This is a genomic window from Globicatella sanguinis NBRC 15551 (assembly GCF_001552295.1).
Classification (GTDB): domain Bacteria; phylum Bacillota; class Bacilli; order Lactobacillales; family Aerococcaceae; genus Globicatella; species Globicatella sanguinis.
In genome coordinates, this window is sequence record NZ_BCQX01000002.1 from 1 (window position 1) to 12953 (window position 12953).

Consider the following 12953-nt stretch of genomic DNA (forward strand, 5'->3'; position numbering starts at 1 on the left):
CATTAAGACGCAGTTTGATGCCACTCAACCACTGCGCTGTTAATTAACGAACAATAATTTTGACTGAATTTATCAAGTTTATGTCCAGCCTCTTACACCATTTGACAAAGAGCCATTATTTTCAATTATTGTATCATAAAAAACCTTCGCCATCGTACGATGAAGAAGGTTCAATTTGAATGCCAATAAAAATGGTCGGATTATAGTGGTTTATAATTTAATCTGACGATTTTAGTTAATCTTACAGCGACTAAACTAGCGAACACTAATTTAATTGAATCCCCGATTAAAAATGGCGTCATACCGATTTGCATAATTTGAGCAACAGATTTAGATAAATTAAGAACTTGATTGAGGATAAAGCCTAAGTAAGGTACCCCAATCGCATAAATAACAATCGTCGCCACAATGCCAGCAATGATGAATTGTTTTAATGAACTGTTTGATTTACGTGATAGCAATGAAGTGACAAACGAAGCTGGGATAAAACTGATAATAAAGCCAAATGATGGTGATAAAAAGCTATTAAAACCACCCGAAAAACCACTAAAAACTGGTAACCCAACTAATCCTAGAATCATATAAAATGTCGTTACAATTAAAGCTTGTTTAGGATTTAAAAGCATGCCGATTAATAATACGGCGAATGTTTGTAAAGTGATGGCTACTGGCCACATGGGAACCGCGATTTGGGAACAAATAATTAATAGTGCCAACATAACTGCCATTAAAGTAATATCTCTTGTTTTCATAAAATAACTCCTTTTTACTTACTAAATTGTGAACTAGAAAAATGAACTTCAGAACCGATTAATGCTTCTATGTTGTGATTATCATGTTCGACTAATAGATGTCCATCTTTATCGATTCCACGAATAATCGCGCTTTGTGTTTGACCGTTTTGAAGGTAAGATATTTTCTGATTCAGTCCTAACAAACGTTCTTGATAATAGTTAAGATGTTCCCGTTTATCAATGTTTTGTTCATATTCACAAAAGGACTCAATAAACAGAGCTAACATCTGATTATAATTAAAATTTGCTGGGATAGCATCACCGAAAATTGTTCCGGCAACTTGTTTGATTTCTTCAGATTCCTGTTCGAAATTACCGGCTAAATTCAATCCAATACCTATAATAATAGAACTTACTTGGTGTGACTCTATATCAATCATCGACTCACATAGAATTCCTGCTACTTTTTTATTTTGATAAAATAAGTCATTGACCCATTTGATTTCAAGTGGACGAGTTGTATAATGACTGATAGCTTTAGTCATAGCAGCTGCCGCTAGCGTAGTATATAAAGTAATATCATTTAAAGAATCTACTTTGGGGTTAAAAACTAAGGATAAATAGAGACCATGATCTAAAGATGAAACAAAACTACGCCCATGTCGCCCGCGCCCTTTTGTCTGTTCTGTGGCAATAAATAATCCAGGTATAGTGGGAGATTGAGTGGCATGAATTTTAGCTAAGTCATTAGTTGAACTCACTTTTTCTTCGATGGTAATGTCTAACTCTGGCCAAATTGTTGCCAATCGTAGCTTTAGCTGAGTTAATTCTAAGTGATTGACACTATCAACGAGAACGTATCCTTTGCGGCCTTGCTGATTAATTTGATAGCCTTCAGAGCGTAATTGTTCAATGGCTTTCCATATTGCATTTCGCGAACATGCTAAATGATCAGCCATAAACTGCCCAGAAATAGGTTCTGGTGCGGCCTCTATTAGAAAATCTAACACTTTTTGTCGTGTTGACACTGAGGTTCACTCCTTTTTTGTCTTAATAACGATAGAATAATCGAAAACACCTGTTGTGTCAACCTGAAAATTATACAAGGTGACATAAAAACAATAAAAGAACACGCTTGAGTAAGCGGAATTTAATCGATAGACAATAAAGCTTATCATTGTTTAAATAGAGGTATCCATTAAATCATCCGTTATCAAGCGCATAAGTTCTAAGTTTTCTTAAGTATTGAAGCATTACTTATTTATAAGAGATTAAGAAAGTGAAGGTTGACAGCTGATTAGGTCTTTAGAGACATTGTTTATTACACGGCAACCCTCTTCAGTGACAATGACCAAGTCTTCTATCCTAACACCTAATTCGCCGGGAAGGTAAATACCAGGCTCGATTGAGAAAACATTGCCTACTTCAACGATATCTTGATTAAAAGCCCCCACATCACCTGGTTCATGGACTTCGATGCCAATACTATGGCCAGTTCGATGGGTAAAGTATTGACCATAGCCTGCCTCTTCAATGACTTTACGGGCCGCCTGATCAATAGAGGCGAAAGTGACGCCAGGTTTAACTTGGTTGATGGCCGCTAGGTTGGCTTTTTTAACCAGTTCATAAATTTCACGAGCCTTTTTGCTTGGCTCGCCATAAAAAACCGTACGAGTCATATCACTAGCATAGCCTTGATAAAAGCTTCCGATATCAATAACAACACTATCGCCGACTTTAGGTTGGTCATTATTTGTAGTGTGGTGAGGATCAGCGCCATTAGGACCATAGGCAATAATTGGTTCGAATGAAAAACCATCACAATTAAGCTCCTGGTATTTTTGTTTTAATAAAGTAACCATTTCAGTCTCGGGTAATCCTTTTGCCACCAATTGAATGAGATATTCCATTGCTTGGTCGTTCAAATGAGAAGCTTCAGCCATCATTTCTTGCTCCTCATTCGATTTAATAGAACGTAGCTGATCACTTAATGGACTCCCATTTTTAAATTGAGCGTGAGGCATCTCTTCAATTAAGCTTAATAAGAAATGACTCGGCCAATCTTTATCGATACCAATTTTACCATTGTAATTTAGATGTTTGACTAATTCTTTAATAATGTTTTCGCCATCACGGTACCAAATGATATCACAATCGATAGCAAGAGATGGGGGCTCTGGAAATAGTCGATTGAGATAAAGAGTGATAGAGCCTTTTTCATTGAGGTGTAAAATAAATAAACGCTCACCGGGCTCAAAATTTTGATAGCTCGTTAAGTAGGCAATCGTAGTAGGATTACTAATTATTAAGTCAGTGTAATGATTTTCTTTTATTGCTTTCATCAGGCTTTGAATGCGTGTATAATGAATCATAGAGAATCCTCCTTTTTTATTATAGAGATTATTATAATACAAAAAATGGTAACATTCATTGATTTAAAAGTCGAAGGGTCTTAAAGATAAAAGATCTGAGACTAGAGACGGATAACATTATCACGTTTTTATTGATATACTTACGTTAACACTGAATATAAGGAGTACAGCATGTCATTAATTTCACTTAAAAAAAAGCGCTCATTAATTCGATATACGACAATTGTGGGCATTATTTTTACCGTTATCGCCTCCTTTTTTATTGCACAGTCTTCTTTTTTTAAGCCAGGCGGCGGATTTAATGAATTATTAGAAAAGTTAGGGATTATTGGACCTATCGTGTTTATTTTCCTACAAATTACGCAAACAATTTATCCAATCATTCCGATGGGGTTAACGAACGTCATCGGGAATTTGGTTTTCGGAACCTGGCTAGGTTTTTTATGTAATGTTACCGGAATGTTAATAGGATCTTGCATCAATTTTTATCTAGGGAGACGTTTTGGTGAATCGGTAGTTAAAGCCTTTATTTCTGATGAACAATATGAAAAATATATCAGCAAAATTGGCGATAGCAAAGCTTTCGAGCGGTTGATAATTATTGGGTTTATTTTACCAGTTTTTCCTGATGATATATTCTGTATGATTTCAGGAATGTCGAAATTAACTTTTAAACGATTTTTCATACTAGTATTATTATGTCGACCTATTTCATTATTTGTATTTACTTATGCCTGGGCTGAAATTATTCGCTTTGCAAGCACATTATGGGGTTAGGAGTCGATTATAATTGAAACGAATCATTATTAAATTAGTACAATTCTATCAAACTTACCTTTCACCTATGAAGCCACCTTCTTGTCGTTATTATCCCACTTGCTCCAGTTATATGTTACAAGCGGTAGAAAAACATGGTGCTTTCAAAGGGCTTATGATGGGGATTGCTCGAATTTTAAGGTGCCATCCGTTTGTCAAAGGCGGTAGAGATGAAGTACCAGAGCATTTTTCTTTACGTCGCAATCCTTCGCATCATCACCATTAACCTAAGGGATTAATTAAGAAATAGACCACAGATAGATCGTCTCTTCGGATGGCGATTGTAGTATAGTTGGCTTCTCAACAAGTTTAAGAAATTGTCATTTATTGATGTGTCATATGCTAATAATATAAGACGGGACAGAATTGAAGTGATGCCCAAAGGTCTTAGATTTTGGTCTAACCTTGGGAGTCTGCTCAAAATGATACTGACCGGTCTTTTTTTTACACAAATTTTCACACAAAGAAATGATTTGTGATATAATGAAACGAGAATTAAGGGGGCGGTGACGCGATTGATAGATTGGATAGTACGTTATATGGGAAATCAAACATTGGCTAAGATTTTAGATATTGTCATTGTCTGGTTTCTAATATACCAAGTTCTCTTATGGGCGCGAGGAACTCGCATGATGAATTTATTAAAAGGAATAGCTATCGTTTTTATTGCGAAGGCATTCAGTTCGTTGATGGGGTTGCAGACCATAGACTGGTTATTAAATCAAGTAATTTCATGGGGAGTAGTAGCCCTTATTATTTTATTCCAACCTGAAATTAGAAAAGCGTTGGAAAGCTTAGGGAAAAACCTATTCCGTAATCGCAAAAGTATGCAAAATCCAAGTGATAAATTAATCACAGATTTGGAAAAATCAGTACAATATATGTCAAAGCGTAAAATTGGGGCATTAATATCGATTGAAGCAGAAGATAGTTTGGAAGAGTATATTAATACCGGAATTGAAATGGATTCCTATGTAAGTAATCAATTGCTGATTAATATTTTCATTCCAAATACCCCTTTACATGATGGGGCGGTAATCATTTCTGATTATCGAGTGGCATCAGCTTCAAGTTATTTACCTCTCTCAGAGAGTACATTAATACCGAAAGAGTTAGGGACGCGGCATCGTGCAGCGATAGGATTAGGAGAAGTGACCGATGCGTTGACTTTAATTGTGTCAGAAGAAACAGGGTCTATTTCATTGGTCAAACGAGACCATCTCCATCGAGATGTGTCGAATGAGGAACTGCATCAATTGTTAACCCAATATTTAACAGCTGATGACGAAGATGATGAAGAAAAATCTTTACCTATGCTAATCAAAGAATTCTTTTTGAATGGTTTTTCTCAAAGAGGTGATCAATAATGAAGAATAGATTATTTGATAATAATTGGGTGGTAGGTTTAATCTCATTATTCTTTGCCTTAGTATTATTTGTATCGGTAGCGAACGAAAATAACTCTCTAGCCTCTCTGGCATTGAATAATAATTCAGCGAGTATCGATTCAACAGTAACCATTTCGAACGTACCGGTGCATTTAGGTGAACATGATGATGGGACTTTTGTTAGCGGGATGCCTGAAACCGTATCTGTGCGCTTAAGTGGTCCTAAAAATATCATTAATCAAATTTCTGAAGAAGATATAACCGTTCAAACAGAATCTTTAGTTGGCAAAAAAGCAGGAGTGTCATCAATTCGTTTTGAAGTCATTGGTTTACCCGATTCAATTGTTTATAAAGTGACACCCGATTTATTTTATGGCACGATTTCTACGAAAGAGACTTTAACGCAACCAGTTGAGTATGAAATTGCTGATGGGACTTTGGCAGCAGGTTTTGAAATAGATAGCGTTGAATTAAATATTAATGAAGTAACCTTGTCGGGTTCAGCCGATGAAATCAATAAGGTAGCACGCGTTTTAATTCAAATTTTTGCGGATAAACCACAAAGTACCTCCTTTACAAAAAATTATCGGGTTCAAATTTTAGATAAGGATGGTAATCCATTGGATGTTAATCCATCAGAAACGGAAATTACAGCAACGGTCAATTTAAGAGAAAAAACCAAAACGATAGGGTTAAACATTGTACCGGTTGGTGAAAATGAAAGCTTTCAATATCACTATACACTATCGAATCTCCAGACAGTATCGATTAGCGGGGATAATATAGCGAATATTGACAGTTTGAATGTGATTGTAGATGTTTCAGACTTAGTAACGAGTGGTAATGTGTTAGGTGTCATTGAGCTAATAGATGGCATTAGTGCTTCACCCGAGACGGTCGATGTAACCGTCACAGTCAATAATCTGCAGACGGAGACCGATGTAGAGTCTAATGAAACAACCGTTTCACAACCATCCTCAGCGGAAGAATCAACAGCACCTGTTGAAACATCACCAACGAATGAACAAACGACAGTAACAGAAGAAGAAACAACGCAAAGTAATCGTACAAATAATGAATAAAATAGAATAATAGCAATAAAAGGAGCAATATAATGGGAAAATATTTTGGAACTGATGGGGTACGCGGTGTCGCAAATGAAGAATTAACACCGGAATTATCATTTAGATTAGGACGTTTTGGTGGATATGTATTACGTCAACACGCAGATAATATTGAGCATCCACGTGTATTAGTAGCGCGCGATACAAGAATTTCAGGACAATTACTAGAAAATGCTTTAATTGCAGGATTATTATCAATTGGAATTGAAGTAATGCAATTAGGAGTCGTACCAACACCAGCGGTTGCATACTTAACTCGTACACAAGGTGCGGTGGCAGGTGTTATGATTAGTGCTTCTCATAACCCCGCACAAGACAATGGCATTAAATTCTTTGGTGCGGATGGTTTTAAATTATCAGATGATCAAGAGTTAGAAATTGAAGCCTTATTAGATGCGGATGAAGATACTTTGCCACGTCCAAGTCGCGATGGTTTAGGAACTTTAGAAGAATTTAATGAAGCATCAAGTAAATATATTCAATTCTTACAAACAACAATTCCTAATGACTTATCGGGGATTACAGTATGTATTGATGCTGCTCATGGTGCGACTTCACCATTAATCAGTCAATTATTTGCTGATTTAGAGACAGAATTTTATACCATGGGTGATCGTCCAAATGGTCTTAATATTAATGATGGTGTAGGTTCTACTCATCCAGAAGCTTTACAAAACTTTGTTAAAGAGAAAAAAGCGATGGTTGGTTTAGCATTTGATGGCGATGGTGACCGTTTAATTGCTGTTGATGAAAATGGTGAAATTGTGGATGGCGATAAAATTATGTATATTTGTGGTAAACACATAAAAGCTAAAGGACGTTTAGCTCATGATACCATTGTTTCAACGGTTATGAGTAATATTGGGTTCCATAAAGCAGTTGAAGAAGCCGGCATGGTTGCTTTAAAAACGGCTGTGGGTGACCGTTATGTAGTGGAAGAAATGCGTAATGGTGGCTATACATTAGGTGGGGAACAATCTGGACATATTGTCTTTTTAGATTTAAATACTACCGGTGATGGCTTACTTTCTGCCATTCAATTACTATATGTAATGAAAGAAACAGGCAAATCATTATCTGAATTGGCTGCTGAAGTAACGATTTTTCCTCAATTATTAGTGAATGTTCGTGTGCGGGACAAGCATACCGTTATGGATGAACCAGCTGTTAAAGCGGTGATTGATGAAGTGGAAGCGGAAATGAACGGTGATGGACGTATTTTAGTTCGTCCAAGTGGAACAGAACCATTGTTACGGGTAATGGCAGAGGCTTCTACCGATGAAAAATGTGCTAATTATGTTCATCGTATTGCGGATGTTATTCGTGAAGTTCGTGGTTTAGAAGACTAAATTAGATGGTTGAAAAAACGGCTAGGACTGGGAGTCCCGGCCCTTTTTCATTCATAAAGATAGGAATAATCAATGAAATTTTCAAAAAAACAATTAACAACACAATGGTTACACAGTTGGCCAATTGAAGATTGGGGTGCTTGCATTCACTGCGGTTTACCTCTTCATCAAGAGGACAGTAGTTTTGTTTGCTCTCATCACCATCGCTTTGACGGCGCTAAGCAAGGTTATTATTATTTATCAAAAACGAAATTATCACCAACAAAGTATGATAAGGAATTATTTAACGCTAGAAGACACATCATTCAAGATACTGCCTTATATGATGCGTTGCATCGTCAATTTGACACGATTATTTCAACCCATTTGACTAAAGCACCAACATTGGTAATAGATGCTGGAAGTGGTGAAGGGAGTCATTTGATGCGTATGCGGCAATATCTGCCTGAGAGTACCGCATTTATTGGGGTTGATTTATCCAAGGATGGCATTCAACTGGCAACAGAGTATAATGGAGCGATTTTTTCCATAATCGCTGATTTAGCTAATTTACCCATTCAAGATGAAAAAGCAGAGATTATTTTTTCAATACTTTCGCCAGCTAATTATCAAGAATTCAAACGAATTTTGAAGCCACATGGCCTAGTTATTAAAGTCATTCCCAATGCGGATTATTTAGTGGAAGTGCGTGAAGCACTAGCACAATATCATTTAGCAGATCCAACGGTTTATGATAATTCCAAAGTCTTAGAAGTATTTACACACCATTTTCCTGATCATCACCGCTATCTCATTCATGATAAAGTTCATCTTTCTTATCAAGATAAGCAAGCTTTATTAAAAATGACTCCATTAGCGTGGCAACTGAGTGAAGAACAAAAGGAACAGCTTGTGCAATCATTGTCTAATCAAATAACGCTCAATTGTACAGTATTAGTCGGTCATAAGTTGGATTGATTTTAATTCATAATCAAGTTAAAATAATATAGAAACTAATTTAGATTTGAGGAATTAAGATGGATATGAAAGTAATCTTACGTGAAATTGTGAGTACCTTATTTACCTTTGCCATTGTTTTTGCGATTGTGTGGGGAGTCCAACAAGTGGCTTTACAACCGTTCATGGTCGATGGACATTCGATGGATTATACTTTAGCTGATAGAGAACGATTATTTATGTGGAAGTTAGGAGAAGTTGATCGCTTTGATGTAGTCATAATCAACGCACCGAACAATCCAGAAAAAATGTATGTTAAGCGTGTTATCGGCTTGCCAGGTGATACTGTTGAAGTGAATAATGATCAATTGATTCTTAATGGGAAAGCTTTAGATGAACCTTATTTAAAGGCGAAACAAGATGAATTTAACGGCAACTTTACCAGTGACTTTACTTTGGAACAAATCACAGGTTCAACAACAGTACCAGAAGGAAAAATATTTGTAATGGGAGACAATCGTCAAAATTCATTAGACGGACGTGATTTTGGCTTTGTCGACGTTGAGAGTGTTGTTGGTGAAGCCAATGTTATTTATTGGCCACTAAATAAGATGGGCTTACTGGATACTTATAAACTTAACGATACTGGCGATGCGATTATCAATCGTTAGTGAACGCAATGAGTTCGAAAGAATAAATCAAATAAAAGCGAGTAAACAATAAAAGTTGTTTTTAAAAAGCGGTATGTTCTTGTTTTTTAGTAAGTTTGTCGCTATAATGAAGGTGGTATAGACTAGTATTTTAGTTTCGGCATTTTAAGAGAGGTTGTCCCAGCTGCAAGCAACTAATGTCCCCTAAAAGAACCTACTATAATCTGTATTTGGGTCGCCCCCTTATCGGCAAAGAGTTGGCTTTATAGCAAATAAGGTGGTACCGCGGAGTAGCTGTTCTTCGTCCTTAACACAGGATGAAACAGCTATTTTTATATTTTAAAAAAGGAGCAAAAAAATGGTAACACGTAAAGAAGATTTTTCAAAATGGTATTTACAAACAATTCAACAAGCAGATTTAATGGATTATTCACCGGTTAGAGGATGTATGATTTTTAAACCGGATGGTTTCGAAATTTGGGAACATATTCAAGCCGCTTTTAATGCTCGCTTTAAAGAAGAGGGTGTTCGCAATGCTTATTTCCCAATGCTAATTCCTGAAACTTTCTTTAGTAAGGAAAAAGATCATATCGAAGGATTTAGTCCGGAATTACCTTGGGTAACGGAAGCTGCAGGGGAACCTTTAGAAGAACGTTTAGCTTTAAGACCAACATCCGAAACGATTATTGGCGATGCCTATAGTAATTGGATTCAATCTTATCGTGATTTGCCAATGCAAATTAACCAATGGGCCAATGTGTTTCGTTGGGAAAAGAAAACTTTACCGTTTTTACGTACGTCTGAGTTTTTATGGCAAGAAGGACATACTGCACATGCGACAGCTGAAGAAGCAAAAAATCGTACAATGAGAATGTTAACTATTTATCGCGAAGTTGTCGAAGAGTTATTAGCGGTTCCAGTAGTGGCAGGTGAAAAGACGCCTTCAGAACGTTTTGCCGGTGCTGAAAATACTTATTCAATCGAAGCAATGATGCAAGATGGAAAAGCTGTTCAAGCAGGTACCTCTCATTATATGGGAACAAAATTCGCAGAAGCGTTTGATATTCGTTATTTAAATACCGATAATGAACACGTTTATGCTTATACTACTTCTTGGGGTGTTTCAACCCGTTTAATTGGTGCTATGATTATGACGCATAGTGATGATCAAGGATTAGTGTTACCACCAAAAGTGGCGCCAATTCAAGTTGTATTAGTACCAGTTGGACCATGGCAAAAAAATCCCGCAATTTTAGAAAAAATTGAGGAATTGAATACTCAGTTAAAAGCTAAAGGGATTCGTACTAAAATAGACGATACTGATAATTCACCAGGTTATAAATTTAATGAATGGGAATTAAGAGGAGTGCCTTTACGTATTGAGTGTGGGCCAAGAGACTTACAAAATGAGCAAGTAATCATTAAATTACGTGATGAGAGTGATAAAAAAGTTGTCCCATTCGCTGACTTTATTGAGACGATTGAAAGTGAATTAACAACCATGCAAACACGTTTGTTAACAACAGCGCGGGCGATGAATCAAGCAAATTATCATACAAATATTAATACGCTTGATGAATTAGTCGAACATATTGAAACAAAACGTGCAGCTGGAGAATTGCCAGGCTGGGTATTAGCTGGCTGGGATGGTACTGAAGAAAGTGAAGCTAAAATTAAAGAGTTAACCGGATTTACCACCCGTAATATTCCATTTGCAGGTCAAGTTGAGGAAAAAACGACCTGTATCGTAACAGGCCAACCTGCAAAACATACGGTATGGTTAGCAAGAGCATATTAAAATTAAAAGAATTGAGTTTAGAAACTGACTCATTATCTTTCAACAAAAATATGTTATCGACGTAATGGCAGAATCGTATTAATAACATCTTTTAAAGACAAATTTGGTATCTATCAAACACTGTTAGAGTGGGTAATTGAAACGAATATCATAACATTTTATTTTTAATATCCACTCTCTTTAAAAAAATTGATTTTTCAATAAAAAAAGATTATTATTGTTTTATATTATATATTTTAATACACAAAGGAGAGAACAAATATGGACCCCTCGGGGAATTCATTATTTAGTCAGATATTAACTATTCTGATACTGACTGCAATAAACGCATTTTTTGCCGCTAGTGAAATGGCTTTTGTTTCATTGAATCGTAAAAAAATCGATAATTTAGTTGAAGAAGGTAACAAACGTGCAGTTAAAGTGCAAGCATTATTAGATAAATCAGAAGATTTTTTAGCGACGATACAAGTAGCAATTACCTTAGCAGGATTCTTATCATCTGCTTCGGCTGCGACAAGTTTTGCTAAATATATTGCTCAGTGGATACCGCAATTTCCGGGTGTTAATACACTGGCAATTGTTTTAGTGACGATACTTTTATCTTATATTACATTAGTCTTTGGAGAACTATTTCCAAAACAAGTGGCGCTGCAAATGCCCGAGAAAATTGCGATGTGGACCGCAGGGACCATTCAATTCGTTCAAACAGTATTTAAACCATTTGTAAGCTTATTGTCTGCTTCAACAGGATTACTTAGAAGCGTGACACCGATTGATTTTTCAAAAGAAGAAGAAAAATATACGCGAGATGAGATGCGAGCAATCTTGGCCGAAAGTCGTTTAGAAGGAACGATAGATGCTACTGAATTGACGATGTTAGAAGGTGTCTTATCTTTAGATAGTAAGTTAGCCCGTGAAGTAATGGTGCCTAGAACCGATACACAAATGGTAGATATTGAAGATTCTAAAGAAGATATTTTAAACACTTTATTATCTAGTCCGTTCTCCCGTATTCCATTATACGAAACTGAAAAGGATAATGTTATCGGAGTTATTCATATGAAAAATGTGATGAAGGCAGCCCGTGAAGTCGGTTTTGATAATATTGAATTTAGAGAGATCGCCAGCGAACCACTATTCGTTCCGTCAACGATTTATATTGATGATTTACTTGTTGAATTTAAACGTGAACAAACCCATATGGCTATTTTACGAGACGAATATGGAGGAGTCGAAGGAATTGTGACCTTAGAGGATTTACTAGAAGAAATCGTTGGAGAAATTGAAGACGAGACCGATATGGGGAATGCTGGAGATATCCGCAAAATAGATGACCAAAATTATTATATTAATGGTGGCTTATCGATTGATAAATTTAATAATTACTTTAATCAAAGTTTAAGTGATGAAGAAGTGGACACAATTGCCGGTTCGATTATTTATGAAATTGGTTATGTGCCAGAAGATGATGAAAAAGTTTCAGTACGTGCTAATGAGTACGTATTAACGACAAGTCATGTTGAAAATGGTCGTATTCGTGGTGTACTAGTGCAATTAGATCCAGATCTTACCGTAGAAACGCTTTATAATTTATATGATGAAGAAACGGAAGCGTATGTTCCAATGAAAGAGGTATTAGAAGAGTTGACGGATTAATCACTTGTATAGTTGAGTTATTCTATAAACTTTCATTATTTGTCTAGATGAATGATGGAAGATATAGCAATAACTCAGCTTTTTTGATTAAAATAACAACTACTAGATAATTTTATCTAATATCGTTATA

12 protein-coding genes are annotated in these 12953 nt (G+C 36.1%); 9 read left to right on the forward strand and 3 right to left on the reverse strand.

Annotated elements, in window-relative coordinates:
- Positions 1–200: 200 nt before the first annotated feature.
- The 3 genes from GSA01S_RS00165 to GSA01S_RS00175 all read right to left on the reverse strand — a co-directional run bounded on the left by GSA01S_RS00165 (position 201) and on the right by GSA01S_RS00175 (position 3106).
- Positions 201–752: a biotin transporter BioY gene (locus GSA01S_RS00165; RefSeq protein WP_066123400.1), complete on the reverse strand. Its 552-nt coding sequence runs from the start codon at positions 750–752 to the stop codon at positions 201–203.
- 14 nt (positions 753–766) lie between these two features.
- On the reverse strand, positions 767–1762 hold the full coding sequence (locus GSA01S_RS00170; RefSeq protein WP_066123401.1) for a biotin--[acetyl-CoA-carboxylase] ligase: 996 nt from the start codon (positions 1760–1762) through the stop codon (positions 767–769).
- Positions 1763–2005: 243 nt separating this feature from the next.
- The gene (locus tag GSA01S_RS00175; RefSeq protein WP_066123404.1) at positions 2006–3106 is read right to left on the reverse strand and encodes a M24 family metallopeptidase; all 1101 of its coding nucleotides are present in this window, start codon (positions 3104–3106) and stop codon (positions 2006–2008) included.
- 171 nt (positions 3107–3277) lie between these two features.
- Here GSA01S_RS00175 and GSA01S_RS00180 point away from each other — a divergent pair, with 171 nt between their 5' ends.
- The 9 genes from GSA01S_RS00180 to GSA01S_RS00220 all read left to right on the forward strand — a co-directional run bounded on the left by GSA01S_RS00180 (position 3278) and on the right by GSA01S_RS00220 (position 12823).
- Positions 3278–3883: a TVP38/TMEM64 family protein gene (locus tag GSA01S_RS00180; protein ID WP_066123407.1), complete on the forward strand. Its 606-nt coding sequence runs from the start codon at positions 3278–3280 to the stop codon at positions 3881–3883.
- A gap of 13 nt (positions 3884–3896) precedes the next feature.
- A complete protein-coding gene (gene yidD / locus GSA01S_RS00185) occupies positions 3897–4148 on the forward strand; it encodes a membrane protein insertion efficiency factor YidD (RefSeq protein ID WP_066123409.1) in 252 nt (83 codons plus the stop codon).
- Between the two features lie 289 nt (positions 4149–4437).
- Positions 4438–5289 carry a diadenylate cyclase CdaA gene (gene cdaA, locus GSA01S_RS00190; protein ID WP_245631230.1) on the forward strand — a complete coding sequence of 284 codons (852 nt, stop codon included), beginning with the start codon at positions 4438–4440 and terminating at the stop codon, positions 5287–5289.
- Complete coding sequence (locus GSA01S_RS00195) at positions 5289–6392, forward strand: CdaR family protein (protein WP_066123416.1); 1104 nt, start codon at positions 5289–5291, stop codon at positions 6390–6392. The genes cdaA and GSA01S_RS00195 overlap by 1 nt, the downstream gene beginning before the upstream one ends.
- A 32-nt stretch (positions 6393–6424) precedes the next feature.
- The gene (glmM, locus tag GSA01S_RS00200; RefSeq protein WP_066123419.1) at positions 6425–7783 is read left to right on the forward strand and encodes a phosphoglucosamine mutase; all 1359 of its coding nucleotides are present in this window, start codon (positions 6425–6427) and stop codon (positions 7781–7783) included.
- Between the two features lie 72 nt (positions 7784–7855).
- A complete protein-coding gene (locus tag GSA01S_RS00205; RefSeq protein WP_066123423.1) occupies positions 7856–8740 on the forward strand; it encodes a methyltransferase domain-containing protein in 885 nt (294 codons plus the stop codon).
- A gap of 59 nt (positions 8741–8799) precedes the next feature.
- Complete coding sequence (gene lepB, locus GSA01S_RS00210; protein WP_066123426.1) at positions 8800–9390, forward strand: signal peptidase I; 591 nt, start codon at positions 8800–8802, stop codon at positions 9388–9390.
- Between the two features lie 337 nt (positions 9391–9727).
- Positions 9728–11167: a proline--tRNA ligase gene (gene proS, locus GSA01S_RS00215; protein WP_066123429.1), complete on the forward strand. Its 1440-nt coding sequence runs from the start codon at positions 9728–9730 to the stop codon at positions 11165–11167.
- 261 nt (positions 11168–11428) lie between these two features.
- Entirely contained in the window at positions 11429–12823 is a 1395-nt protein-coding gene (locus GSA01S_RS00220; protein ID WP_066123430.1) for a hemolysin family protein, read from the forward strand.
- The last annotated feature ends 130 nt before the right edge of the window (positions 12824–12953 follow it).

What these genes read in the sequence shown, in the direction of transcription:
- glmM (WP_066123419.1), top strand. Translation starts at nt 6,425, where the DNA reads ATGGGAAAATATTTTGGAACTGATGGGGTACGCGGTGTCGCAAATGAA.
- GSA01S_RS00180 (WP_066123407.1), top strand. Translation starts at nt 3,278, where the DNA reads ATGTCATTAATTTCACTTAAAAAAAAGCGCTCATTAATTCGATATACG.
- GSA01S_RS00175 (WP_066123404.1), bottom strand. Translation starts at nt 3,106, where the DNA reads ATGATTCATTATACACGCATTCAAAGCCTGATGAAAGCAATAAAAGAA.
- GSA01S_RS00195 (WP_066123416.1), top strand. Translation starts at nt 5,289, where the DNA reads ATGAAGAATAGATTATTTGATAATAATTGGGTGGTAGGTTTAATCTCA.
- lepB (WP_066123426.1), top strand. Translation starts at nt 8,800, where the DNA reads ATGGATATGAAAGTAATCTTACGTGAAATTGTGAGTACCTTATTTACC.
- proS (WP_066123429.1), top strand. Translation starts at nt 9,728, where the DNA reads ATGGTAACACGTAAAGAAGATTTTTCAAAATGGTATTTACAAACAATT.
- GSA01S_RS00205 (WP_066123423.1), top strand. Translation starts at nt 7,856, where the DNA reads ATGAAATTTTCAAAAAAACAATTAACAACACAATGGTTACACAGTTGG.
- GSA01S_RS00165 (WP_066123400.1), bottom strand. Translation starts at nt 752, where the DNA reads ATGAAAACAAGAGATATTACTTTAATGGCAGTTATGTTGGCACTATTA.
- GSA01S_RS00220 (WP_066123430.1), top strand. Translation starts at nt 11,429, where the DNA reads ATGGACCCCTCGGGGAATTCATTATTTAGTCAGATATTAACTATTCTG.